Source organism: Streptomyces sp. S3(2020) (assembly GCF_013044505.1).
Taxonomy (GTDB): Bacteria; Actinomycetota; Actinomycetes; order Streptomycetales; family Streptomycetaceae; genus Streptomyces.
Genome location: NZ_JABERD010000043.1, coordinates 33,213 through 57,580, shown reverse-complemented (window position 1 = coordinate 57,580; position 24,368 = coordinate 33,213). Strand labels below are relative to the sequence as shown.

22 protein-coding genes, 1 tRNA gene and 1 pseudogene are annotated in these 24,368 nt (G+C 68.0%); 11 read left to right on the top strand and 13 right to left on the bottom strand.

Annotated elements, in window-relative coordinates; all coding sequences use genetic code 11:
* Window positions 1-67: 67 nt before the first annotated feature.
* A pseudogene (locus HLK59_RS51040) lies at window positions 68-280 on the top strand (serine/threonine protein kinase); the annotation flags it as partial.
* A gap of 58 nt (window positions 281-338) precedes the next feature.
* On the opposite strand, the gene HLK59_RS16600 reads toward HLK59_RS51040, so the two are convergent.
* A complete protein-coding gene (locus HLK59_RS16600; protein ID WP_171142202.1) occupies window positions 339-1,640 on the bottom strand; it encodes a hypothetical protein in 1,302 nt (433 codons plus the stop codon).
* 118 nt (window positions 1,641-1,758) lie between these two features.
* On the bottom strand, window positions 1,759-1,887 hold the full coding sequence (locus HLK59_RS51035; RefSeq protein WP_003999697.1) for a DLW-39 family protein: 129 nt from the start codon (window positions 1,885-1,887) through the stop codon (window positions 1,759-1,761).
* Between the two features lie 338 nt (window positions 1,888-2,225).
* Here HLK59_RS51035 and HLK59_RS16590 point away from each other — a divergent pair, with 338 nt between their 5' ends.
* Window positions 2,226-2,576: a DUF6344 domain-containing protein gene (locus HLK59_RS16590; protein WP_171142201.1), complete on the top strand. Its 351-nt coding sequence runs from the start codon at window positions 2,226-2,228 to the stop codon at window positions 2,574-2,576.
* 128 nt (window positions 2,577-2,704) lie between these two features.
* Here the strand turns inward: HLK59_RS16590 and HLK59_RS16585 are convergent.
* The 9 genes from HLK59_RS16585 to dnaA form a co-directional block, all read right to left on the bottom strand.
* A tRNA-Ile gene (locus HLK59_RS16585) sits at window positions 2,705-2,781 on the bottom strand.
* A gap of 124 nt (window positions 2,782-2,905) precedes the next feature.
* Window positions 2,906-3,712 (bottom strand): DUF3566 domain-containing protein, encoded by an 807-nt coding sequence (locus HLK59_RS16580; protein WP_171142200.1) that lies wholly within the window; start codon window positions 3,710-3,712, stop codon window positions 2,906-2,908.
* Window positions 3,713-3,730: 18 nt separating this feature from the next.
* Complete coding sequence (gyrA, locus tag HLK59_RS16575) at window positions 3,731-6,328, bottom strand: DNA gyrase subunit A (RefSeq protein WP_171142199.1); 2,598 nt, start codon at window positions 6,326-6,328, stop codon at window positions 3,731-3,733.
* Window positions 6,329-6,370: 42 nt separating this feature from the next.
* Complete coding sequence (gene gyrB / locus HLK59_RS16570; RefSeq protein WP_171142198.1) at window positions 6,371-8,410, bottom strand: DNA topoisomerase (ATP-hydrolyzing) subunit B; 2,040 nt, start codon at window positions 8,408-8,410, stop codon at window positions 6,371-6,373.
* A 415-nt stretch (window positions 8,411-8,825) separates the two neighbouring features.
* Complete coding sequence (locus HLK59_RS16565; RefSeq protein WP_171142197.1) at window positions 8,826-9,371, bottom strand: DciA family protein; 546 nt, start codon at window positions 9,369-9,371, stop codon at window positions 8,826-8,828.
* Window positions 9,368-10,489: a DNA replication/repair protein RecF gene (gene recF / locus HLK59_RS16560; RefSeq protein ID WP_171142196.1), complete on the bottom strand. Its 1,122-nt coding sequence runs from the start codon at window positions 10,487-10,489 to the stop codon at window positions 9,368-9,370. The genes HLK59_RS16565 and recF overlap by 4 nt, the downstream gene beginning before the upstream one ends.
* 72 nt (window positions 10,490-10,561) lie before the next feature.
* Window positions 10,562-11,437: a phosphogluconate dehydrogenase (NAD(+)-dependent, decarboxylating) gene (gene gnd, locus HLK59_RS16555; RefSeq protein ID WP_171142195.1), complete on the bottom strand. Its 876-nt coding sequence runs from the start codon at window positions 11,435-11,437 to the stop codon at window positions 10,562-10,564.
* 134 nt (window positions 11,438-11,571) lie between these two features.
* Window positions 11,572-12,702, bottom strand: coding sequence for a DNA polymerase III subunit beta (gene dnaN, locus HLK59_RS16550; RefSeq protein WP_171142194.1), 1,131 nt, complete (start codon window positions 12,700-12,702; stop codon window positions 11,572-11,574).
* An 856-nt stretch (window positions 12,703-13,558) separates the two neighbouring features.
* A complete protein-coding gene (gene dnaA, locus HLK59_RS16545) occupies window positions 13,559-15,487 on the bottom strand; it encodes a chromosomal replication initiator protein DnaA (RefSeq protein ID WP_171142193.1) in 1,929 nt (642 codons plus the stop codon).
* A gap of 375 nt (window positions 15,488-15,862) precedes the next feature.
* Between dnaA and rpmH the strand changes: the two genes are divergently transcribed.
* From rpmH to HLK59_RS16500, 9 genes are all read left to right on the top strand, one after another.
* Window positions 15,863-16,000 (top strand): 50S ribosomal protein L34, encoded by a 138-nt coding sequence (gene rpmH, locus HLK59_RS16540; RefSeq protein WP_060891143.1) that lies wholly within the window; start codon window positions 15,863-15,865, stop codon window positions 15,998-16,000.
* Window positions 16,001-16,021: 21 nt separating this feature from the next.
* Window positions 16,022-16,393: a ribonuclease P protein component gene (gene rnpA / locus HLK59_RS16535; RefSeq protein WP_171142192.1), complete on the top strand. Its 372-nt coding sequence runs from the start codon at window positions 16,022-16,024 to the stop codon at window positions 16,391-16,393.
* Window positions 16,390-16,743, top strand: coding sequence for a membrane protein insertion efficiency factor YidD (gene yidD / locus HLK59_RS16530; protein ID WP_171142191.1), 354 nt, complete (start codon window positions 16,390-16,392; stop codon window positions 16,741-16,743). Before rnpA ends, yidD begins: the two co-directional genes overlap by 4 nt.
* A 3-nt stretch (window positions 16,744-16,746) precedes the next feature.
* Complete coding sequence (gene yidC, locus HLK59_RS16525) at window positions 16,747-18,018, top strand: membrane protein insertase YidC (RefSeq protein ID WP_171142190.1); 1,272 nt, start codon at window positions 16,747-16,749, stop codon at window positions 18,016-18,018.
* 15 nt (window positions 18,019-18,033) lie between these two features.
* Window positions 18,034-18,546, top strand: coding sequence for a R3H domain-containing nucleic acid-binding protein (locus HLK59_RS16520; protein ID WP_171142189.1), 513 nt, complete (start codon window positions 18,034-18,036; stop codon window positions 18,544-18,546).
* A 127-nt stretch (window positions 18,547-18,673) separates the two neighbouring features.
* On the top strand, window positions 18,674-19,393 hold the full coding sequence (rsmG, locus tag HLK59_RS16515; RefSeq protein ID WP_171142188.1) for a 16S rRNA (guanine(527)-N(7))-methyltransferase RsmG: 720 nt from the start codon (window positions 18,674-18,676) through the stop codon (window positions 19,391-19,393).
* A 332-nt stretch (window positions 19,394-19,725) separates the two neighbouring features.
* Entirely contained in the window at window positions 19,726-20,799 is a 1,074-nt protein-coding gene (locus HLK59_RS16510; RefSeq protein ID WP_171142203.1) for a ParA family protein, read from the top strand.
* The gene (locus HLK59_RS16505) at window positions 20,796-21,896 is read left to right on the top strand and encodes a ParB/RepB/Spo0J family partition protein (protein WP_171142187.1); all 1,101 of its coding nucleotides are present in this window, start codon (window positions 20,796-20,798) and stop codon (window positions 21,894-21,896) included. Before HLK59_RS16510 ends, HLK59_RS16505 begins: the two co-directional genes overlap by 4 nt.
* A gap of 322 nt (window positions 21,897-22,218) precedes the next feature.
* Window positions 22,219-22,836, top strand: a complete 618-nt coding sequence (locus HLK59_RS16500; protein WP_171142186.1) for a GNAT family N-acetyltransferase — start codon at window positions 22,219-22,221, stop codon at window positions 22,834-22,836.
* Between the two features lie 75 nt (window positions 22,837-22,911).
* On the opposite strand, the gene trxA is transcribed toward HLK59_RS16500, so the two are convergent.
* Window positions 22,912-23,244, bottom strand: coding sequence for a thioredoxin (gene trxA / locus HLK59_RS16495; protein ID WP_171142185.1), 333 nt, complete (start codon window positions 23,242-23,244; stop codon window positions 22,912-22,914).
* 46 nt (window positions 23,245-23,290) lie between these two features.
* Window positions 23,291-24,259 (bottom strand): thioredoxin-disulfide reductase, encoded by a 969-nt coding sequence (gene trxB / locus HLK59_RS16490; RefSeq protein WP_171142184.1) that lies wholly within the window; start codon window positions 24,257-24,259, stop codon window positions 23,291-23,293.
* Window positions 24,260-24,368 lie beyond the last annotated feature (109 nt).

The following is a 24,368-nucleotide window of genomic DNA, read 5'->3' as shown; positions in this document are numbered from 1 at the left end:
ATGTGGATAAGAGCCAGCCCCCCGACCGCAGGCGCCGCCCTACCCGACGCGGCCTGTACCGTCACCGCCGCTCCAGCGCGCCGATGCCTCTACTGTTTCGTACACCGCTCAGGTCCCGCGGGTTCCACCTCCGGCCCAGGAAGTTTCGCGGCACCGCGCAGGCAGAGGAGCGCGCAGAGCACGACGGCGTCCCGGCCCTCCGGCCAAGGTGGTCGTCCCGATGCTGCTTCTCGCGCTGGCCTGCTACGCCGTGGGTTTCTGGGCACTGACCCGGATCTGAGCACCGGACGGCCCCGGAACCCCCCGGTTCCTACCCGACGGCACCAGAACCCCCGTTCCTACCCCGTTCCTATTCCGACGGCCCCGGCGGCCCTCCGCCGAGCCACCACCGTCCACACCCCCAGTACGACCAGCACCAGGCTCCCGCCCCCGATCCCCACCACGGCGACCGCCTTCATCACCGCATCGTCCGCCGCGCCCCCGCCCTCGGCGGCCGCCTCCCGGTCCTGTGCCGACACCTCGAAGAGGCCCCGCGGCACGGAGGGCGCCGCGTAGGCGGGCGCCGCCTCGGTCGTGCCGTCGACCCGCACCCGCAGCGTCACGCCGAACGGCTGGTCGCCGTACTTCTCGGCCATGGCCGACGAGAGATGGAGTGTGAGGTAGTACGAGCCGGCGAACCGCATCGCTCTGATCTGTCGGGAGGTGCCGTAGCGGTCGGCGTAGTCGACCGGGGGCAAGGGGTCGAGGGAGTCCGTCTTCCGGTCACCGTTGTAGCCGATGCCCATGTCGTCGACGGGCACGCGCGCGGGGTTGTACAGCGAGGTGATGAGGGCACTGCCCACATAGCGGCCGCGAGTCGTGCCACCGAGTTCGGCGGTGACGTGGAGCTGTTGTCCCCAGTCGACGGGCACTTTGTAGAAGAGCGTCTGCCCGGGCACGACGTCGGCGCTCCAGACCCCCTGCTCCACCGATACCGCCTCGTCGAAGCCCGCCCCGCCCGGACGCCGTACGGCCTGGGTCGACGGAGGCTGTGGGGGCTCGGAGTTCCAGTCCTGCGGCGCGCTGGTCGCCTCGGCCCGGTCCAGGCGGGACTCCGACACCGCGGCGAGCTCCAGCTCCCATTCGTCCGGCGACGCGTCCGTGCCGTCGAGGCGCTCGACGCGCACGTAGTACAGGCCGGCGCCCTTGCACGAGGTGCGCTTGGAGAAGGTCTCCCGCGCTCCCCAGGCGACGATCGGCCGCGGACTGCGGCTCGCTCCGAAGTAGGCGCTCTCGACGGAGCAGGAGCGGCTGTCGGCGTCCTCCAGGTACACCCTGATGCCGCCGGCGGTGGAGACCGTGGTGCCCGCGCGGGGGACGGCCGTGACGGAGACGTATGTCTCCGACGTCTCGTCGAGTACGAGGCGGTAGTAGAGCCTGCCGCTCGCGGGGAGGGTGCTCCGGTACGTCTCGCCGGTGTCGAGGGACTCGGCGTCCGCGGTGGTCGCGGCGCCGGTGACCGGCCTGGCGTCCGGGGCGAACTCGTAGGAGGGGCTGGGTGTACTCGCCGCGAGGGCGGTCTGGCCCGGCAGCAGGGCGGCCAGGGCCGTTCCCACGACAGCCGCGCACACGCCGCGCCACCGCACCGTACGCCGCCCCATCACGCGTCACCCCTCGCCGTCGCCTGATCGTGGCTCATCCTGCCCGGCTGCGTCTCGCGCAACACAAAACCCCGACCGCGAGGGCGGCCGGGGTCTGTTCAGAACCGGATGTCGGTACTCACGAACCCGTGGGCACGGAGTCGGTCGCCTCCGTCCACAGATCCTGCTCGGCGCGATCCGCCTGGATCTGGCGGTACACGAGGAGCCCGCCGATGGCGGCCAGTGCGACCAGGAGAAGCTTCTTCACCGTGCGACCTCGTCTTTCCTTGACGTAGGGGACCTCTGGCGCCCGACTATACACACCGACCGAGACCGATCGGTGACCTGCGTCAGCCCCTCAACTTCCGCCCTGCACACCGCAGTAGAAGCGGATGACACCACTCCGATCGGAGGGTGATCACACCTCCACGGACGGTCACTTTGGGCTTCCTCCTCCACTCTCCTCCACTTTTCAGGGTTCTTGCACCCATCCGAGTGGTGTTCATCTGAACATCGACGCGCCATGGGCGTCGGTCCATGATTTCGCAGCCGCCATACACATCATGAGGAAAGTACGCAAATCGCCCAACCCGAAAGTGAGGGGCCATGGCCCAGAACAAGGTCATGAACCTGTGGACCGCCATCGTCACCGCCCTCCTGGCGCTGTGCACGACGCTCGGACTCATCACCACGACCGCCGCCGCGGCAGTACCGCAGACCGAGCCGACCCGCAACAGCAGCACCGAGACCGCGACATGGGCGCCATCCCTCTGGCCCTGGTCCTCCACCAGGTCCCTGCCCCCCACGATGAAGCAGCGCATCCGCGCCGAGGCCCACGGCAAGACCCCCGGCTGCCGCAACCACCCGCCCCTGGACGCGGACACGGAGGAGGCCGACGAGGCCACGTCCTCCTGCGACGACACGGCCGCCGAGCCGGCCACACCCCTCCAGCGCTGACCCCGGCCCCCCGGAAGGACACGGCACCCCACCGGCCGTCCCCCTCCACCACGACGTAACGGCGAACTTGCGTACAACGCCGACAAAGCGAAGACCCCCGGTCCTGATGGACCGGGGGTCTTCGTGTCTGGTGGGGCTAACAGGATTTGAACCTGTGGCCTCATCCTTATCAGGGATGCGCTCTAACCAACTGAGCTATAGCCCCGCCGCGCTCTGCGGTGTGTGTCCCGCGCGCTGACTCCTGAAGATTAGCGCACGACATGGGCAGTCCCAAAATCGGTTGTCCGCGGTCCTTCAGGAGAGGTTTGAAACGGCGATCGGAGTTAATGTCACTCGTCTTCGGCGAGTGTCAGCTCGACGCCGCCGACGAAGCCCGCGGAGAGGTTGTAGATGAACGCGCCGAGGGTCGCGAGAGCCGTCGCGAGGACGACGTCGATGACCGCGATGATCGCCGTGAACATCAGGACGTTCGGCAGCGACAGGAACGACTGCAGGTCGAAGCCGTTCGACTCGTTGGAGCCGGTCGCCTCGGAGATCGTGCCGCCGACGGTCGAGAAGACGCCCATCGCGTCCATGACCATCCACAGCACCGCGGCCGCCACGATCGTGCAGATCCCCAGCGCGATGGAGAGCAGGAAGCTGACCTTCATCACCGACCACGGGTCGGCCTTGGCCACCCGCAGCCGTGCCTTACGGGTGCGCGGCGTGGTGCGCGCGCCGGTGCGCGGGCGGCGTACGGCGCCCGCGGAGACGGCGGCCTGCGCCGGGTAGGCCTGCGGCGGGTGGTACGGCCCGGCGGCCTGCTGGGGCCCGCGTTCCCCCGGCAGCGGGGACGGCGCCGGCGCCTCGCCCGAAGGCTGAGGCTGCTGCGGCGGCTGTACGCCCGGAGCAGCCGGGCCCGCGCCGGCCGCGTACTGCTGGGTCTGCGGGCCTCGGGTGTCCGTCACAGTTCCCCCCTGTGATCCATGCGAGTCGGGCGAGGGTGAGTCCTTCGCAGGCGACTTGATCGCTTTGAGCTGGGTCGTGTGCGAATCTGTCGCCTGCGCGGCGGAGCCACGGCCGCCGCCGTCCGTGTCCGTACCGGCCTGAGAACCGGCAGAGGTACCGGACGATCCGGCGCCCGTGGCTCCGCTCACGCTGACTCACTCCTCGTGCTACTCGGTCGAGGGCGCCTCGCCCTCGTCCGTGCCGGTGGTCGCGGCACTCTCGGCGGTCTCGTCGACGGCGTCATCGCCCTCGACCTCCTCCGCCTCGCGTCCCGCCTCGGCGTTACGTGCGATACCGACGACGGCATCGCGCTTGCCCAGGTTGATCAGTTGGACGCCCATGGTGTCACGGCCCGTCTCCCTGACCTCGTTGACTCGCGTACGAATCACACCGCCGCCCAGCGTGATGGCGAGGATCTCGTCGGTCTCCTCGACCACCAGCGCGCCGACGAGAGACCCACGGTCCTCCACGATCTTGGCGGCCTTGATACCGAGGCCGCCGCGACCCTGGACGCGGTATTCGTCGACGGCGGTCCGCTTCGCGTACCCGCCGTCTGTGGCAGTGAACACGAACGTACCGGGTCGAACAACATTCATCGAGAGCAGCTCGTCTCCCCCGCGGAAACTCATGCCCTTGACACCCGAGGTCGCACGGCCCATGGGACGCAATGCGTCATCCGTGGCCGTGAACCTGATCGATTGGGCCTTCTTGCTGATCAGAAGCAGATCGTCCTCGGCCGAAACAAGCTCGGCTCCGATCAGTTCGTCGTCCGAACCGTCGTCCGTCTCCCGGAGATTGATCGCGATGACACCACCGGAACGCGGCGAATCGTAATCCTTCAGAGCCGTCTTCTTGACCAAGCCGCCCTTCGTGGCCAGCACCAGGTACGGCGCCACCTCGTAGGTGCGGATCGCGAGGATCTCGGCGATCGCCTCGTCCGGCTGGAAGGCCAGCAGGTTCGCGACGTGCTGTCCACGCGCGTCACGGCCGGCGTCGGGAAGCTCGTACGCCTTCGCCCGGTAGACCCGGCCCTTGTTCGTGAAGAACAGCAGCCAGTGGTGGGTCGTGGAGACGAAGAAGTGGTCGACGATGTCGTCTTCCTTGAGCTTCGTGCCGCGCACGCCCTTGCCGCCGCGCTTCTGGGCGCGGTAGTCGACAGTCTTGGTGCGCTTGACGTAGCCGCCGCGTGTGACCGTGACGACGATGTCCTCCTCGGCGATCAGGTCCTCGATGGACATGTCACCGTCGTAGGGGACCAGCATCGTCTTGCGGTCGTCACCGAACTTCTCGACGATGACCGCGAGTTCCGCGCTGACGATGCCGCGCTGGCGGACCGGCGAGGCCAGGATCGCGTTGTACTCCGTGATCTTCGCCTGGAGCTCGTCGTGCTCCTGGATGATCTTCTGGCGCTCCAGGGCGGCCAGTCGGCGCAGCTGCATCTCCAGGATGGCGTTGGCCTGGATCTCGTCGATCTCCAGGAGCTCCATCAGGCCCGTGCGCGCGATGTCGACGGTGTCGCTGCGCCGGATCAGCGCGATGACCTCGTCGATGGCGTCCAGGGCCTTCAGCAGGCCGCGCAGGATGTGCGCCCGCTCCTCGGCCTTGCGCAGCCGGAACTTCGTACGCCGGACGATGACCTCGATCTGGTGCGTCACCCAGTGGCGGATGAACGCGTCCAGCGACAGCGTGCGCGGAACGCCGTCGACCAGCGCCAGCATGTTGGCGCTGAAGTTCGACTGGAGGTCCGTGTGCTTGTAGAGGTTGTTCAGTACGACCTTGGCGACCGCGTCCCTCTTGAGCACGATGACCAGACGCTGACCGGTACGGGAGCTGGTCTCGTCCCGGACGTCCGCGATGCCGCCGACCTTGCCGTCCTTCACCAGGTCGGCGATCTTCTGCGCGAGGTTGTCGGGGTTGGTCTGGTACGGCAGCTCCGTGACCACCAGGCACTGGCGGTTCTGGATCTCCTCGACCTCGACGACCGCGCGCATGGTGATCGAGCCACGGCCCGTGCGGTACGCCTCCTCGATGCCCTTGCGGCCCACGACGAGCGCGCCGGTCGGGAAGTCGGGGCCCTTGATGCGCTCGATCAGCGCGTCCAGGAGCTCCTCGTGCGAGGCCTCCGGGTTCTCCAGGTACCACTGGGCGCCGGCCGCGACCTCGCGCAGGTTGTGCGGCGGGATGTTGGTCGCCATACCGACCGCGATGCCGGCCGAGCCGTTGATCAGCAGGTTCGGGAAGCGGGCGGGCAGGACGGTCGGTTCCTGGGAGCGGCCGTCGTAGTTGTCCGTGAAGTCGACGGTCTCCTCGTCGATGTCGCGGACCATCTCCATGGACAGCGGCATCATCTTGCACTCGGTGTACCGCATGGCGGCCGCCGGGTCGTTGCCGGGAGATCCGAAGTTGCCGTTGGAGTCCACCAGCGGCATCCGCATCGACCAGGGCTGCGCGAGGCGGACCAGCGCGTCGTAGATCGAGGAGTCGCCGTGCGGGTGGTAGTTGCCCATGACGTCGCCGACGACACGGGCGCACTTGTAGAAGCCGCGCTCGGGGCGGTAGCCGCCGTCGTACATGGCGTACAGGACGCGTCGGTGGACGGGCTTGAGACCGTCCCGGACGTCCGGCAGCGCGCGGGAGACGATGACGGACATCGCGTAGTCGAGATACGAGCGCTGCATCTCCGTCTCGAGCCCGACGGGCTCGATGCGGACCGTGGTGTCACCTTCAGCGCCCTCGGGCGTGACAGGAGTGTTCTCGTCGGCCATTGCTGGTGAAGATCCTTCCTGGTGCGGTCAGCTGAGACCGACTCAGATGTCGAGGAAGCGGACGTCCTTGGCGTTGCGCTGGATGAACGCGCGGCGGGCCTCGACGTCCTCGCCCATCAGGACCGAGAACAGGTCGTCGGCCTGGGCGGCGTCGTCGAGGGTGACCTGACCGAGGACGCGGTGCTCGATGTCCATCGTGGTCACACGCAGCTCCTCGGCGTTCATCTCGCCGAGACCCTTGAAGCGCTGGATCGAGTCCTCGCGCACGCGCTTGCCGCGCTGGCGCCCCATCTCGAGCAGCGCGTCGCGCTCGCGGTCGGAGTACGCGTACTCGATGTCGTCCCGGCCCCACTTGATCTTGTACAGCGGGGGACGGGAGAGGTACACGTGCCCGGCCTCGACCAGCGGCCGCATGAAGCGGAACAGGAAGGTCAGCAGCAGGGTGGAGATGTGCTGCCCGTCGACGTCGGCGTCCGCCATCAGGATGATCTTGTGATAGCGGAGCTTCTCGATGTCGAAGTCCTCGTGCACACCCGTGCCGAAGGCCGAGATCAGCGCCTGGATCTCCTGGTTCTGCAGGATCTTGTCGATCCGCGCCTTCTCGACGTTGAGGATCTTGCCCCGGATCGGGAGGATCGCCTGGTACTGCGGGTTACGGCCGGACTTGGCCGAGCCGCCGGCGGAGTCACCCTCGACGATGAAGATCTCGCACTTGGTCGGGTCGTTGGACTGGCAGTCGCTCAGCTTGCCCGGCAGCGACGCCGACTCCAGCAGGCCCTTGCGGCGCGTCAGGTCACGCGCCTTGCGGGCCGCCACGCGCGCGGTGGCCGCCTGGATGCCCTTGCGGATGATGTCCGCGGCCTCGACCGGGTTGCGGTCCAGCCAGTCGTTGAGGTGCTCGTAGACGGCCTTCTGCACGAAGGTCTTCGCCTCCGTGTTGCCCAGCTTGGTCTTCGTCTGGCCCTCGAACTGCGGCTCGCTCAGCTTGATCGAGATGATCGCGGTCAGACCCTCGCGGATGTCGTCACCCGTGAGGTTGTCGTCCTTCTCCCGCAGCAGCTTCTTGTCGCGCGCGTACTTGTTGATCAGGTTCGTCAGCGCCGCGCGGAAGCCCTCTTCGTGCGTACCGCCCTCATGCGTGTGGATGATGTTGGCGAACGAGTACACACCCTCGGTGTAGCCGCCGTTCCACTGCATCGCGACCTCGAGCGAGAGGTTGCGCTCCTTGTCCTCCGCCTCGAGGTCGATGATCGAGGGGTGGACCACCTCTCCCTTGCGGGAGTTGAGGTACTTCACGAAGTCGACGATGCCGCCCTCGTAGTGGTACGAGACGGTCTTGACCTCGTGCTTCTCGTCCTCGCCCGCCTCGTCCGCACCGGCGGTGGCCTTCGCCGACTCGCGCTCGTCCGTGAGCTTGATGGTCAGGCCCTTGTTGAGGAAGGCCATCTCCTGGAAGCGCCGCGAGAGCGTCTCGAAGGAGTACACGGTGGTCTCGAAGATGTCGGGGTCGGCCCAGAACGTGACCGAGGTACCCGTCTCGTCGGTGGCCTCGTGCCGCTCCAGCGGAGCGGTGGGCGCGCCCGCCTTGTACTCCTGCGTCCAGCGGTAGCCGTCGGTCCTGATCTCCACGGCCAGCTTGAACGAAAGCGCGTTCACGACGGAGACGCCGACGCCGTGCAGACCACCGGAGACGGCATAGCCGCCGCCGCCGAACTTGCCGCCCGCGTGCAGCACGGTGAGGACGACCTCGACGGCCGGCTTCTTCTCGACGGGGTGGATGCCCACCGGGATGCCACGGCCGTTGTCGATCACGCGTACGGCGCCGTCGGCGAGGATCGTGACGTCGATGGTGTCCGCGTGACCGGCCAGCGCCTCGTCGACCGAGTTGTCGACGACCTCCTGCACAAGGTGGTGCAGGCCGCGCTCGCCGGTCGAGCCGATGTACATACCGGGTCGCTTGCGGACCGCGTCCAGACCCTCGAGGACGGTGATGGCGCTGGCGTCGTACGAGGCGGTGACCTCGCCGTTCGCTCCGACGCCGGTGGACGGGATGTTCTCGTTGGGGTTGCCGGAATCGGCCACGAAGCGCCCTTTCTGGCACAGCACCAGCCAGGCTCGTCGGCGGTTTGCCGGAGCGGCTGCGGCATGTTGCGTTGGTAAGCCTTGATCAGCGTTGCTCAGCTTGTCCCGGCGGTCCCCACTAACGGGGCGGGATTAGCTTCCAGTCTACCGGTAGCGCCGACAGTGATGGGGGTTTGCCGGTACCTGAGTCCGCATGTGCCGCCCTGAATAGTCCTCCGCCGGGTCCCCATATACGGAGCAGGGCTCCAAGAGGCTCACGGAGGCACTCAGCGCTTCGAGCTGTCAACCCTTGGCTACTTGAGAGTCAGGTCGCTGTTCGCAACCGCGTGCGGTCGTACGACACGAAGGCCGCCGACGGTCCCTCGCAGCCGTCGACGGCCTTGGATGTGATGTCTGTCACCCGACGATTCGCCGGTCACCCGTAGGTGTCACCAGGGCCGGTGCTGCCCGGGGCACGCAGGGGGCCGTAGCGCCGCACGGGCCCCGCGGGCCCCTGCACCTTGATGATCCGCACGGCCCCGTGCCCGAGGTCCTCGTTGAGTCGGGCCACCAGCGTCGGCGCGAGCAGCCGCAGATTGGTCGCCCAGGCCGTGGAGTCACAGCGCACGATCAGGACCCGCTCGTCCTCGTCGTACCGCTCGGGCTCGCAGTGCTTGGCCACGTCCTCGCCGACGATCTCCGGCCAGCGCCCCATCACACCGCCCACCGCCGCCGGAGCCTCCCAGCCGCGCTCGCTGATGAGCCGGTTGATCGCGGAACCCAGCGCCATCGGGTCGCGCCCGTCGGCGCGCGCGCCGGAGCGCAGACCACCCCGCCGCGCCTGCTTCTTCTGCTGCGCCGCGTCCCCCCGCGCGCGCGCCTGCTCCTTCGCCGCCCTGAGCGCCACGCGCGCGAGGTCGACACCGGACGGCTCAGGATTCTTCGGACCCTTCTCGGGCGCCGGTTCCTGAGGGCTGCTCATACGCGCTCCACCACCCCGCCGGACACCGAGTACCGCGCCCCCACCAGCAGATGCGGCACGTCGTCGTCGACCGCGGCCGTCACCAGCACCTGCTCACCGGGCGCCACCAACTCCGCCAGCCGCTCCCGGCGCCGGGTGTCCAACTCGGCGAAGACATCGTCCAGGATCAGCACCGGCTCATTGCCCTCCGCACGCAGCAGGTCGTACGACGCCAGGCGCAACGCCAGCGCGTACGACCAGGACTCGCCGTGCGAGGCGTATCCCTTGGCGGGCAACTGACCGAGTTTGAGAAGCACATCGTCGCGGTGAGGGCCTACGAGGGTGACGCCCCGCTCGATCTCCTGCTTGCGGGCGTCCGCGAGCGCCGCCATCAGCTGCTCGTAGAGGTCCTCGCGGGTGTGCGCCTCGCCCGGCGCGGACGGCTTGTACTCCAGGGCGATCGGGCCGCCGCCGGGCGCCAGCTGCTCGTACGCCTTGTCGGACAGCGGCTGGATCGCGGCGATCAGGTCGAGCCGCTGGGCGAGCAGCTCGGCGCCCACGCGCGCGAGGTGCTGGTCCCACACATCGAGGGTGGACAGGTCCATGGTCCGGCCGCCGTGCCGACGCGCGAGCGCCGCGGACTTCAGCAGGGTGTTGCGCTGCTTGAGGACCCGCTCGTAGTCGGAGCGCACGCCGGCCATCCGCGGGGAGCGCGCGGTGATCAGCTCGTCGAGGAAACGGCGCCGCTCACCGGGGTCGCCCTTGACCAGCGCGAGGTCCTCCGGCGCGAACAGCACGGTCCGTACGATGCCGAGCACGTCACGCGGCCTGACCTGCGAGGACCTGTTGATACGGGCGCGGTTGGACTTGCCCGGGTTCAGCTCCAGCTCGACCAGCTGCTGCCGCTCGCCCTGCTTGACCTGCGCCCGGATCACCGCGCGGTCGGCGCCCATGCGGACCAGAGGCGCGTCGGAGGAGACACGGTGGCTGCCGAGGGTGGCGAGATAGCCGACCGCCTCGACCAGGTTCGTCTTGCCCTGACCGTTGGGGCCGACGAAAGCGGTGACGCCCGGGTCGAGCGGAACTTCGACCCGGGCGTACGAGCGGAAGTCGGCCAGCGACAGATGCGTGACGTGCATGGTCGGGCGCCGACCTCCCCCAGCTTGTGGACCGCGCCCCGCATCCTGTGGATCGCGACGCAGCCCTGTGGATTACTTCTTCTCGACCGCGTGGCCGCCGAACTGGTTGCGCAGCGCCGCGATCATCTTCATCTGCGGTGAGTCGTCCTGACGGGACGCGAACCGCGCGAACAGGGAGGCGGTGATCGCCGGCAGCGGCACCGCGTTGTCGATGGCGGCTTCCACGGTCCAGCGGCCCTCACCGGAGTCCTGTGCGTAACCGCGCAGCTTGTCCAGGTGCTCGTCCTCGTCGAGGGCGTTGACCGCGAGGTCGAGGAGCCAGGAGCGGATGACGGTGCCCTCCTGCCAGGAGCGGAAGACCTCGCGCACGTCCGTGACGGAGTCGACCTTCTCCAGCAGCTCCCAGCCCTCGGCGTAGGCCTGCATCATCGCGTACTCGATGCCGTTGTGGACCATCTTCGCGAAGTGCCCGGCCCCCACCTTGCCCGCGTGCACCGCGCCGAAGTCGCCCTCGGGCTTGAGCGCGTCGAAGACCGGCTGCACCTTGGCGACGTTCTCCGCGTCGCCGCCGTACATCAGCGCGTAGCCGTTCTCCAGGCCCCACACACCGCCCGAGACACCGCAGTCGACGAAGCCGATGCCCTTGGCCGCGAGCTCCTCGGCGTGCTTCTCGTCGTCCGTCCAGCGGGAGTTGCCGCCGTCCACCACGACGTCACCGGGCTCCAGGAGCTCGGCCAGCTCGTCGACCGTCGACTGGGTCGCGGCACCGGCCGGGACCATCACCCAGACCACGCGCGGGCCCTTGAGCTTGCCCACAAGCTCTTCCAGGCTGTGGACATCGGCGAGGTCCGGGTTGCGGTCGTATCCGGTGACGGTGTGGCCTGCGCGGCGGATCCGCTCGCGCATGTTGCCGCCCATCTTGCCGAGGCCGACGAGACCGAGCTCCATCAGTGGTTCCTTAGGTTGCTGTGGCGTGTGTGGCACTTTCGTACCCACGTCCGAGCCTAAACCCGGACGCTCACGCACACCTGTGGGCATACCCGCTCAAACGTATGCCCCGACCTGCGGGTTCTCTGAAGGGGTCAGCCGCTGAGGCGCACCGGCATGATCAGGTACTTGTAGGCCTCGTCCGCCTCGGCGTCCAGAGCCGGCTTGCCGCTGAGCAGCGCGGGCTTCGTGGACGTCGTGAAGGAGAGCTGGGCGACCGGGGAGTCGATGGCGCTCAGGCCGTCCAGCAGGAAGGTCGGGTTGAAGGCGATCGACACGTCGTCGCCCTCCAGCTGGGCGTCGACCCGCTCCACAGCCTGTGCGTCGTCGCTGGAACCGGCCTCCAGGATGAGCACGCCCTGCTCGAAGCTCAGCCGCACCGGGGTGTTCCGCTCGGCGACCAGGGCCACACGCTTGACGGCCTCCACGAAGGGGGCGGTCTCGATCACGGCCACGGAGTTGAACTCCGTCGGGAACAGCGAGCGGTACTTCGGGAGGTCGCCCTCCAGGAGGCGGGTCGTCGTACGACGCCCGGCGCCCTCGAAACCGATCAGGCCCTCGCCCGCACCCGAGCCGGAGAGCGCCAGGATGACGCTGTCGCCGCTCGTGAGCGCCTTGGCGGTGTCCAGGAGCGTCTTGGCGGGCACCAGGGCCACCGCGGACGTCTCCGGGTTCTCCGGCTTCCACAGGAACTCGCGGACCGCGAAGCGGTAGCGGTCGGTGGAGGCCAGGGTGACGGTGTCGCCCTCGATCTCGATGCGCACACCGGTCAGGACGGGCAGCGTGTCGTCACGGCCGGCGGCGATGGCGACCTGCGCGGCGGCGGAGGCGAAGACCTCACCCGGGACGGTGCCGGTCGCGGTCGGCATCTGAGGCAGCGCCGGGTACTCCTCCACAGGCAGGGTGTGGAGTGTGAATCGCGAGGAGCCGCAGACCACGGTCGCCCGTACACCGTCTGTGGAAATCTCCACCGGCCGGTTGGGGAGCGCGCGGCAGATGTCGGCGAGGAGCCGACCGGACACCAGGACCGTGCCCTCCTCCTCGACCTCGGCCTCCACGGACACCCGTGCCGAGACCTCGTAGTCGAAGCTGGACAGGCTCAGCTGGCCGTCCTCGGCCTTCAGCAGAAGGCCGGCGAGGACAGGCGCCGGCGGACGGGCCGGGAGGCTGCGTGCCGCCCAGGCCACTGCCTCCGCGAGTACGTCGCGTTCCACCCGGATCTTCACTCTTGCCGCCTCCTGCTGTTGCCGGCGTTTCGCTCTGCCTGGCCCTCGTCGTCTGACTCGGTGTCGTCAGCCCCGGTGAGGGGAAGGACACCGGGGAACAGTCTGACGCACCCCACTGACAGTAGGTGCCGCTCGGGTCAAGTCGTGACGAGGGGCAGCCGGGAGCCGGACAGCGAGTTGTGCACAGGACCCACTTCGAAGCGGATTCCCAGCTCTCTCTAGTTGGGAGTAGTAGTAGGGCCTGTGGAAACGGTGGATAACCGCGTTTGCGCAGGTCACACCGGAAATTTTGTCCACTGACCCTGTGGGTGGAGGCGGTGGACAACTGACCGCATCTGTGGAGAACGGAAAGTTCTGCACACCCCGTGCACAGGCTGAGGCGACTTCTCCCCAACGCCGTCCCCAGCTTTACCCACGTTTCCCACAGGCCAACCCGGCACCTTTGTGTGACGCCTTTCACTCGACCCGGTGAGCAGCCGCGTCGCGTTGCCGAACAGTGGACAGCGGTGTGGAGAAACTGGTGATCGCTGGGGACAACGCGCCTCTGCCTGTGGGTTGCCGGTGGACAACTTCGTACACAGCCTGTGGATCTTTTCTCTGTCCACAGCCTGTGGAGATCCTTCGTCCACGAATCCACAACCAGGTGACCTGCCCTGATGGTCTTTCACCAGGGGCGCCTGTGGACACAGTCTGGACAACTTCCCGGTCCCCAGGGTGTGGACGGGAAAAAGTCACCGAATCTGTGGAGGGAGGCCGTAACGCGGCGCCTATTCGAACACCGGGCTACGGCGTCATGAAGAAGGGCGCCCTCGGGAACTCGTCCCGGGGCGCCCTCAGCGACGTGTCTGCGCGGCCGTCAGCCGTTCTTGATGCGGTTCGTGAGCTCCGTGACCTGGTTGTAGATGGAGCGCCGCTCGGCCATCAGATTGCGGATCTTGCGGTCCGCGTGCATCACCGTGGTGTGGTCGCGGCCGCCGAACAGTGCGCCGATCTTCGGCAGCGAGAGGTCCGTCAGCTCACGGCACAGGTACATGGCGATCTGGCGGGCGGTCACGAGTGCGCGGCCGCGTGAGGTGCCGCACAGGTCCTCGACGGTGAGGCCGAAGTAGTCGGCGGTCGCGCTCATGATGGCCGTCGACGTGATCTCGGGCGCTCCGTCGTCGCCGCCGGGGATGAGGTCCTTGAGGACGATCTCGGTCAGGCCCAGGTCCACCGGCTGGCGGTTGAGCGACGCGAACGCCGTCACCCGGATCAGCGCCCCCTCCAGCTCGCGGATGTTGCGCGAGATGCGGGAGGCGATGAACTCCAGGACCTCCGGCGGGGCGTTGAGCTGCTCCTGGACCGCCTTCTTGCGGAGGATGGCGATACGCGTCTCCAGCTCGGGCGGCTGGACGTCGGTGATCAGACCCCACTCGAAACGGTTCCGCAGCCGGTCCTCCAGCGTGACCAGCTGCTTGGGCGGCCGGTCGCTGGAGAGCACGATCTGCTTGTTGGCGTTGTGGAGCGTGTTGAAGGTGTGGAAGAACTCCTCCTGGGTCGACTCCTTGTCCGCGAGGAACTGGATGTCGTCGACGAGCAGGATGTCCATCTCCCGGTACCGCTTGCGGAAGCTGTCGCCCTTGCCGTCGCGGATGGAGTTGATGAACTCGTTGGTGAACTCCTCCGAGCTCACGTAGCGCACGCGCGTGCCGGGATAGAGGCTGCGCGCGTAGTGCCCGATCGCGTGCAGCAGGTGCGTCTTGCCGAGCCCGGACTCCCCGTAGATGAAGAGGGGGTTGTACGCCTTCGCCGGCGCCTCGGCGACGGCCACCGCGGCGGCGTGCGCGAAGCGGTTGGAGGCGCCGATGACGAAGGTGTCGAAGAGGTACTTCGGGTTCAGGCGCGCGGTCGGCTCAGCCGGACCGGCGGCCGGTGCGGGCTTCGCGGCCAGCGGGCTCGGGGCGCCGCCGGACGAGGGCACCGCGGGGCCGCCGCGGTGCATGTGCCCGCCGCCGGAGGGCGGCTCGCTCAGGTCCCGGCGCGGGCCCGGCTGGTCGTAGTCGGAGGAGCGGCGCGGCTGGTCGTAGTCCGGGCGCTGGTCGTCGTAGGGGGGCCGCTGCTGGTCGTAGTCGGGGCGCTGCTGCTCGTAGGGCGGGCGGTCCATCGGCTGCGGGCGGTAGTCCTGCGCCGGCGAGGCGTACGAGTCCTGGGAGTACTGCTCCTGGGACGGGGGCGTCGCGTACGGGTCGCGCTCGGGGAAGCCGAGGCGCGGCTGCTGCCAGCTGTACTCGTCCTGCTGCGGACGTGGCCAGGCGCCGGGTTCGGGGCGCTGGTACTCGCTCGGGTAGGCGGGACGCGCGGTGGGGAGCTGGTCGTTCTGGTCGGCGCGGCCCGGCCGGTGGTCGTCGGCGCGGTGGCGGCCGTAGCCGTCGTACTGCCGGTCGGTCTGGCCGTCGTACTGGTTGGAGGGGAGCTCGGGTTCCTCGTAGCGCGGCTGCGGGCGTGCGGTCGGAGGGGCCGGGGGTTCGCCGGCGGAGTCGTCGACGGTGATCGCGATGCGGATCGGACGGCCGCACTCGCGGCTCAGCGTCTCGCTGACGATCGGTGCGAGGCGGCCTTCGAGTACGCCCTTCGCAAATTCGTTCGGTACGGCGAGCAGGGCGGTGTCGGCGACCAGTGCGAGGGGCTGGCAGCGGCGGATCCAGTGCTCGTCCTTCGTCTCGACCCCCTGCCCGCGGCCCCCGTCGAGGAGCTGCTCGAGTACTCGTGGCCACACTGCGGCAAGATCGGCAGGTACGTCAGCCACAGGGCACGCTCTCTCACGGGGTCCCACGATCGTGTGGTGGTGGGACGAGTCGGGATTCAAGGGGGGTGGGGCGGTCACATGGGAACGAGTCGGAGTTCAGCCACGGTAGTCAGGGCGACGGGTGCGGTTCAAGTTGTTGTCCCCAGCCTGTGGATAGTGTCTCCCGGTGGCCGCTGGTTTGACCGGATGGCGTAGCCGCGCGTACCGTAACCAGGTCGAGTTGTCGATGGCTGCTGCCGCCTGCCTCCGATGGGCCAAGATCGCGTCAGGTGATCGGGAAGCGGTGCACTCGGGCGTAACGAGAGCTACTCGTGGGCGCACGGTGACAGCCAGGACGGCACCCGCCGCCACCGATTTGATTTCTGGAGCCCCCGAGTGAGCAAGCGCACCTTCCAGCCGAACAACCGTCGTCGCGCCAAGACCCACGGCTTCCGCCTGCGGATGCGTACCCGTGCCGGTCGCGCGATTCTGGCGAACCGCCGTAGCAAGGGTCGCTCGAGCCTGTCCGCCTGATCCTGATCAGGTCATGACGTCGTGCTGCCTACCGAGCATCGGCTGAGGCGGCGCGAGGACTTCGCGACCGCGGTACGACGGGGGCGCCGGGCAGGTCGCCCGTCCCTCGTCATCCATCTTCGTAGCGGTGCCACGGACCCGCACGCGCCTGGGGAGAGCGCTCCCCCGACGCGTGCGGGTTTCGTCGTGAGCAAAGCCGTGGGCGGCGCCGTGGTGCGCAACAAGGTGAAGCGCAGGCTGCGGCATCTGATGCGCGACAGGGTCGACCTGTTTCCCCCCGGTAGCCTGGTAGTCGTACGAGCGCTGCCCGGTGCGGGTGACGCCGACCATGCACAGCTGGCCCGAGACCTGGATGCCGCCATCGAGCGGTTGCTGGGAGGGGGCGCGCGATGAAGTACCCGCTGCTGGCTCTGATCAAGCTGTACCAGTGGACGATCAGTCCACTGCTGGGGCCTGTCTGCAAGTACTACCCGTCGTGCTCCCACTACGGCTACACGGCCATCGACCGGCACGGTGCGATCAAGGGCACGGCGCTCACCGCCTGGCGCATCCTGCGGTGCAATCCGTGGTCGCTGGGCGGTGTGGACCATGTTCCGCCCCGCAAGCGCCCGCGGTGGCACGAAATGCTGCGTAACGCCTGGCGTGCACGCAAGGGCGGGCCCTCCGCCGCCGAAACGGCCATTGAAGGACAGACTCCTTCGAGCCCGGCCGCAGAGACACCGTCCCATGCCCAAGGAGCATGATTAGTGGACACGATTGCCAGCCTCTTCAGCTTCATCACGACACCTGTCTCCTGGGTCATCGTCCAGTTCCACAAGGTGTACGGCGCCATTTTCGGCCCCGACACCGGGTGGGCCTGGGGCCTGTCGATCGTGTCCCTGGTGATCCTGATCCGTATCTGCCTGATCCCGCTCTTCGTGAAGCAGATCAAGGCGACCCGGGCCATGCAGACGCTGCAGCCCGAGATGAAGAAGATCCAGGAGCGCTACAAGAACGACAAGCAGCGCCAGTCCGAAGAGATGATGAAGCTGTACAAGGAGACGGGTACCAACCCGCTCTCCTCGTGCCTTCCCATCCTGGCGCAGTCGCCGTTCTTCTTCGCGCTGTACCACGTGCTCAACAGCATCGCGAACAACGACACCATCGGTGTCATCAACCAGAGCCTGCTGCAGAGCGCGCAGAAGGCGCACATCTTCGGTGCCCCGCTGGCGGCGAAGTTCACCGACAGCGCTGCGGACGTCCAGGCGCTCGATGCCTCGCTGACCACGGTCCGCATCGTCACCGCGGTCATGATCGTCCTGATGTCGGCGTCGCAGTTCTACACGCAGCGCCAGCTGATGACGAAGAACGTCGACACCACGGTGAAGACGCCGTTCATGCAGCAGCAGAAGATGCTGATGTACGTCTTCCCGGTCATGTTCGCCGTCTTCGGCATCAACTTCCCGGTCGGTGTCCTCGTCTACTGGCTGACCACCAACGTGTGGACCATGGGCCAGCAGATGTACGTCATCCACAACAACCCGACCCCGGGTTCCAAGGCCCAGGCCGCGTACCTGGAGCGCCTGACCAAGCACGTCACGCACCACGGCAAGACGCGCAGCCGCGGTGAGAAGGCCATCGTCAAGGCCATCGTGGCCAAGGGACGCGACCGCAACGAGTTCGAGCGCAAGTTCATCAACGCTCTGAGCAAGGCGACTCTCGTGGCCCAGGCGGACGGCACCGTGGTGAAGGGCGAGGCCCAGGTCACCGAGACCGAGGACGGTACGCCGACGACCGGTGGTACTCCCAAGCGTCAGCAGCCGAAGCGGCAGAGCAAGTCGCAGCGGCAGGCCGGCGGTGCGTCGGCTGCCCCGAAGGCGGCCGACGAGCCCACGTCGCTCAGCAAGTCCGACGAGCCCGAGGATGCCAAGCCCGCCGCCGCTCCGGCCAAGAAGCAGCCCGGCGGCAGTACCCGCAGCAAGGCCCAGTCCGGACAGCGCAAGGGTCCGCAGCGGCCCAAGTCCCCGTCCAAGAAGTAAGAAGGAGTCCATCCCGTGACGGAAGGCACCACCTCCGCTGCCGCCGAGGGTGTAGACACCCTGTCCCGCCTGGAGCAGGAGGGCGAGATCGCGGCGGACTACCTCGAGGGTCTGCTCGACATCGCCGATCTCGACGGCGACATCGACATGGACGTCGAGGCCGACCGCGCTGCTGTGTCCATCATCAGCGACTCGGGCGGCCGCGACCTGAACAAGCTGGTCGGCCGCGACGGCGAGGTGTTGGAGGCGCTCCAGGAGCTCACGCGCCTGGCCGTGCACCGGGAGACCGGGGACCGCAGCCGGCTGATGCTGGACATCGCGGGCTACCGTGCCAAGAAGCGTGCCGAGCTCTCCGAGCTGGGTGCCAAGGCCGCTGCCGAGGTCAAGAGCACGGGTGAGCCCGTGAAGATGCAGCCGATGACGCCGTTCGAGCGCAAGGTCGTGCACGACGCCGTCAAGGCTGCCGGTCTGCGCAGCGAGTCCGAGGGCGAGGAGCCGCAGCGCTTCGTCGTTGTGCTTCCCGCCTGATCGGTCCGTACGTTCCTCCGGCCCCGTCTGTAGCGCAGACGGGGCCGAACTTTGTCAGCCTGATAGTTCTGGTGGATGTGGTGATCGGCGCCGGGTGCGCCCATCGCGGTACGGAAGGACGGTCCCCGTGACGGAGGCAGCGGAGCTTCCCCCTGCGCCCGAGCAGGCGCGCACGGTGTTTGGTGATCGCTACGCGGATGCGGTCCGGTACGCGGAGCTGCTCGCTGAGGCGGGTGTGCAACGCGGTCTGATCGGCCCGCGTGAGGTGCCCCGGCTGTGGGAGCGGCACCTGCTGAACTGTGCGGTGCTCTCGGAGGTCGTCCCCGAGGGCGTGACGGTCTGCGACGTCGGCTCGGGAGCGGGCCTCCCCGGCATTCCCCTGGCGCTCGTCCGGGAGGACCTGAAGATCACGCTGCTGGAGCCCCTGCTGCGGCGTACGACTTTTCTGACCGAGGTCGTGGAGCTGCTGGGCCTGGACCATGTCACGGTCATCCGGGGGCGTGCCGAGGAGGTCATGGGCAAGCTGCCGCCGGTGCATGTCGTGACGGCACGTGCCGTGGCCCCGCTGGACCGTCTGGCCGCCTGGGGCATTCCTCTGCTGCGCCCGTACGGGGAGATGCTCGCGCTCAAGGGCGACACGGCGGAGGAGGAGCTCAAGGCGGCGGGCACCGCGCTGAGCAAGCTGGGCGCTGTGGCGACGTCTGTCCTCCAGGTCGGGGAGGGCGTGGTGGATCCGCTGTCCACGGTGGTGCGCGTCGAGGTCGGCGAGAGCCCTGGCGGTGTGCGCTTCGCGGCGAAGCGGGCCAAGGCGGCTCGTACGGGGCGGGCTCGTAGGCGTCGGGGATAGCTGTCGGGGGATGGTCGCCGGGAACAGCTGGAGCAGCCGGAGCCGGCGACGCAGAGGGCGTCGCTGATCCGTCCTGACGACGAGACGTACTCCACACAAGCTGCCAAACGTACGCATGCCGGAGTGTCGCGACACTTCGGCCTCTGCTGCTGTGCATCGTGTTTCACGTGAAACGTCGCTCACTGCTGCACGGCATCATCAGCCGTGGTCGCGCTGCGGCCGAACCCCGTGACCGGAAGCCTCTTGGGTCACTCGGAGAGGTAACGGAGTTGTCCACAGAGGTGGATTTCTCCACAGAACGCCAGGCCTCACTGGTTCACGACCCCGAAGACATGGGAGGCTCTGTTCATTGCGAGCCTGAAGTCGAGGAGAGTGAATCCTTGCGGTCCGACGCCAACATCGCGGGACCGATGACCGATCCGGTCCCCGGTCCCCGTACCGAGTCGATGGGGGACGATGTTTCACGTGAAACACTGCCCCCGATGGACGACACTCCCATCGGTCGTGCTGCCCAATTGGCGGTGGAGGCACTGGGCCGTGCCGGCGAGGGCCTGCCTCGGCCTGAGCAGACGCGCGTCATGGTGGTCGCCAACCAGAAGGGTGGCGTGGGTAAAACGACGACAACGGTCAACCTCGCCGCTTCGCTGGCGGTGCACGGCAGCCGTGTCCTCGTGATCGACCTCGACCCGCAGGGCAACGCATCCACGGCCCTGGGCATCGACCACCATGCCGAAGTGCCGTCCATCTATGACGTCCTGATCGACAGCAAGCCGCTGGCCGAAGTCGTCCAGCCTGTCCCGGACGTAGAGGGCCTCTTCTGTGCTCCCGCCACGATCGACCTAGCCGGCGCGGAGATCGAGCTGGTCTCCCTGGTGGCACGTGAGAGTCGGCTTCAGCGGGCGATCCAGGCGTATGAGCACCCGCTGGACTACATCCTGATCGACTGTCCGCCCTCGCTCGGCCTGCTGACCGTCAACGCGATGGTCGCCGGTGCCGAGGTCCTCATTCCGATCCAGTGCGAGTACTACGCGCTGGAGGGCCTGGGGCAGCTGCTGCGCAACGTCGATCTGGTGCGGGGGCACCTCAACCCCCACCTGCATGTCTCGACGATCCTGCTCACCATGTACGACGGCCGGACGCGGCTCGCGTCCCAGGTCGCGGACGAAGTGCGCACCCACTTCGGTGACGAGGTGCTGCGGACGAGCATTCCCCGCTCGGTCCGTATCTCCGAGGCGCCGAGCTATGGGCAGACGGTGCTGACCTACGATCCAGGATCGAGCGGTGCCCTCTCCTATCTTGAGGCGGCACGAGAAATCGCATTGAAGGGCGTGGGCGTCGCCTACGACCCGACGCAGGCCCATATCGGCACCCAGAGCAACCCGAGCATGGTGGAGGGCATCCAGTGAGTGAGCGACGGAGGGGTTTGGGCCGTGGGCTCGGCGCACTGATCCCTGCTGCCCCGACGGAGAAGACGCCGGCTCCGGCCGGGGTCGGAGGCGCGGGTTCCGCGTCTCCGACGGCCGTACCGGTGCTGACGACCGACCGCGGAGTGGCCGCGGCGAAGGTGGCCACGCTGCCGCCTGTTTCACATGAAACCGAGGAGCTGTCGGTCAACGGCTACGGGGAGACGCCCGGGCCTCCCGTGGGCGCCTACTTCGCGGAGCTCCCGCTCGACTCCATCACGCCGAACCCGCGCCAGCCGCGTGAGATCTTCGACGAGGACGCGCTGCACGAACTGGTCACCTCCATCCAGGAGGTCGGTCTCCTCCAGCCGGTCGTCGTCCGTCAGGTCGGTCCGGCGCGCTACGAGCTCATCATGGGTGAGCGGCGCTGGCGGGCCAGCCGTGAGGCCGGCCTGGAAGCGATCCCGGCGATCGTTCGGGCCACGGACGACGAGAAGCTTCTCCTGGACGCGCTCCTGGAGAACCTGCACCGGGCTCAGCTGAACCCGCTGGAAGAGGCCGCCGCCTACGACCAGTTGCTGAAGGACTTCAACTGCACGCACGACCAGCTGGCGGACCGCATCGGCCGTTCCCGCCCGCAGGTCTCCAACACCCTGCGTCTGCTGAGGCTCTCGCCGGCCGTCCAGCGCCGAGTGGCCGCCGGGGTTCTCTCCGCGGGACACGCTCGTGCTCTGCTCTCCGTCGAGGATTCTGAGGAGCAGGACCGTCTGGCTCACCGGATCGTCGCCGAGGGACTCTCGGTGCGTGCCGTCGAGGAGATCGTGACCCTCATGGGGTCGCGGCCGCAGACGGCTCAGCGCTCCAAGGGGCCGCGAGCCGGCGCCCGGGTCTCCCCGGCGCTGACCGATCTGGCAGGCCGTCTCTCGGACCGCTTCGAGACGCGGGTGAAGGTCGACCTGGGGCAGAAGAAGGGCAAGATCACGGTCGAGTTCGCCTCCATGGAGGACCTTGAGCGGATCCTGGGTACGCTCGCCCCCGGCGAGGGTCCCGTCCTGCAGAAGAGCCTTCTGGACGGCGACGTCGAAGACACGGAGGACTGAGTCTCAGACCGGCCGGGCGCGATGCACGGAGGTCGACGGAGCGGGCTGTGTCCGGTGGGTACCGGACACAGCCCGCTCTTTGCTTTCAGGCGGTATCGAGGCAATCACATCGTGGATACGATGCGTTCGGGTATGGCGCATCCACCCGGCAGCACCTTCAGGGGAGGGCAGGTGTCATGCGAACGGTGAGCCGCACCGGACTGGTGAGCGCGGGCCTGGGGCTGGGCGCGGTCGGCGGCTTCGTCGGCAGCCTGCTCCGGGAACGGAGCGCTCTGACAGCCGCCCGCGATGCCGCGGGCGAGGGAAGCGAGGAACAGCCTTCATGGGCCGTCGGCTCGTACCGCTCACGCTGGACAACCTTCAGGACGTTCCCAAGCGCTGTCGCTCGTGTGTCTTCTGGGAGTTGGACCCAGTCAGCGGCGAAGCCGCGGTAAAGGCAGGCACAGCCGCCCTGGAGAAGGAAGCCTGGATCTCCTCGGTCCTGTTGGACTGGGGATCGTGCGGCCGGGTCGTGTACGTCGACGAGGTACCGGTGGGCTTCGTGCTCTACGCGCCTCCTGACTATGTCCCTCGCGCGACGGCGTTTCCCACGAGCCCTGTGTCACCTGATGCCGTGCAGTTGATGACGGCGTTCATCATGCCCGGGTATCAGGGGCAGGGGCTGGGCAGAGTGATGGTCCAGACGGTGGCCAAGGATCTCCTGCGACGCGGCTTCAAGGCGATCGAGGCGTTCGGGGACGCCCGTTGGCAGGAGCCGGCCTGTCTGCTGCCCGCCGACCACCTTCTGGCGGTGGGCTTCAAAACGGTCCGTCCCCACCACCTGCATCCCCGTCTGAGGCTGGAGCTGCGGACGACGCTCTCCTGGAAGGAAGACGTGGAGATGGCGCTGGACCGGCTCCTGGGGGCCGTGCAGAAGGAACCGGCGCTACGGCCGCTGTAACGACAATGGGCCAGCCCGTAAGGGCTGGCCCATTCGTGTTTCACGTGAAACATCGTTCAGCTGTCACGTGGAACGTCACTCGGCGATGAAGTCCTCGAGGTCGCGAACGATCGCGGCCTTGGGCTTCGCGCCGACGATGGTCTTGGCGACCTCGCCACCCTGGTAGACGTTCAGGGTCGGGATGGACATGACGCCGTACTTGGCGGCCGTACCCGGGTTCTCGTCGATGTTGAGCTTGACGACCTCGATTCTGTCGCCGTACTCGGCGGCGATCGCCTCGAGGGACGGAGCGATCTGGCGGCACGGACCGCACCAGGCGGCCCAGAAGTCCACCAGGACGGGCTTGTCGCTCTTGAGGACGTCCTGCTCGAAGGAGTCGTCGGTCACGTTCTTCAGGGTGCCGGCCACGGCGGGCTCCTTAACTGGTTGTGCGGGGGTGGGGTGGAAGGGAGGGTCAGACAGCGGTCTTCTCGGGCTCCGCCTGCTCCTCGTCCGCGAGGGCGGCGAGGAAGCGCTCGGCGTCGAGAGCGGCGGAGCAGCCGGTGCCGGCCGCGGTGATCGCCTGGCGGTAGGTGTGGTCGACGACGTCGCCGGCGCCGAAGACACCCGTCAGGTTGGTCCGCGTGGAGGGGGCTTCCACCTTCAGGTAGCCCTCCTCGTCCAGTTCCAGCTGGCCCTTGAAGAGCTCGGTGCGCGGGTCGTGGCCGATCGCGATGAACAGGCCGGTCACCGGGAGGTCCGAGAGATCGCCGGTCTTGAGGTTGCGCAGCTTCAGGCCGGCCAGCTTCGGGTCGCCCTGGATCTCGGCGATCTCGCTGTCCCACACGAACTTGATCTTCGGGTCGGCGAAGGCGCGCTCCTGCATCGCCTTGGAGGCGCGCAGGCTGTCCCGGCGGTGGACGATCGTCACGGACTTGGCGAAGCGCGAGAGGAAGGTGGCCTCCTCCATCGCGGTGTCACCGCCGCCGATCACGGCGATGTCGTGGTCCTTGAAGAAGAAGCCGTCGCAGGTGGCACACCAGGAGACGCCACGGCCGGAGAGGGCGTCCTCGTTGGGCAGGCCGAGCTTGCGGTGCTGAGAGCCCGTGGTGACGATGACGGCCTTCGCCTTGTGGACCGTGCCGGCGGTGTCGGTGACGGTCTTGATCTCGCCCGTCAGGTCGACGCTGACGACGTCGTCCGGGATGAGCTCGGCGCCGAAGCGCTCGGCCTGGGCGCGCATGTTGTCCATGAGCTCGGGGCCCATGATGCCGTCCTGGAAGCCCGGGAAGTTCTCCACCTCGGTGGTGTTCATCAGCGCACCACCTGCGGTGACGGCGCCCTCGAAGACCAGCGGCTTCAGCGACGCGCGCGCGGTGTAGAGCGCCGCCGTGTAGCCGGCGGGCCCGGAGCCGATGATGATCACGTTACGGACGTCGCTCACGGCTTGGTTCCTCGTCTCTGGACTGCGTCAGTACGGCCGGTGAGAGCCCCTCTCAGAACTCTCACCCCACCCAACGGATCCTAAGGGGCGTGCATTCCCGGTGTGTCCG

Bases quoted from the DNA above. Each gene is read 5' to 3' on its own strand.
- HLK59_RS16600 (WP_171142202.1), bottom strand. From the start codon at position 1,640: ATGGGGCGGCGTACGGTGCGGTGGCGCGGCGTGTGCGCGGCTGTCGTG.
- yidD (WP_171142191.1), top strand. From the start codon at position 16,390: ATGAAGTACCCGCTGCTGGCTCTGATCAAGCTGTACCAGTGGACGATC.
- HLK59_RS16565 (WP_171142197.1), bottom strand. From the start codon at position 9,371: ATGAGCAGCCCTCAGGAACCGGCGCCCGAGAAGGGTCCGAAGAATCCT.
- recF (WP_171142196.1), bottom strand. From the start codon at position 10,489: ATGCACGTCACGCATCTGTCGCTGGCCGACTTCCGCTCGTACGCCCGG.
- gnd (WP_171142195.1), bottom strand. From the start codon at position 11,437: ATGGAGCTCGGTCTCGTCGGCCTCGGCAAGATGGGCGGCAACATGCGC.
- gyrA (WP_171142199.1), bottom strand. From the start codon at position 6,328: ATGGCCGACGAGAACACTCCTGTCACGCCCGAGGGCGCTGAAGGTGAC.
- HLK59_RS16500 (WP_171142186.1), top strand. From the start codon at position 22,219: ATGGGCCGTCGGCTCGTACCGCTCACGCTGGACAACCTTCAGGACGTT.
- HLK59_RS16510 (WP_171142203.1), top strand. From the start codon at position 19,726: ATGGGAGGCTCTGTTCATTGCGAGCCTGAAGTCGAGGAGAGTGAATCC.
- HLK59_RS16590 (WP_171142201.1), top strand. From the start codon at position 2,226: ATGGCCCAGAACAAGGTCATGAACCTGTGGACCGCCATCGTCACCGCC.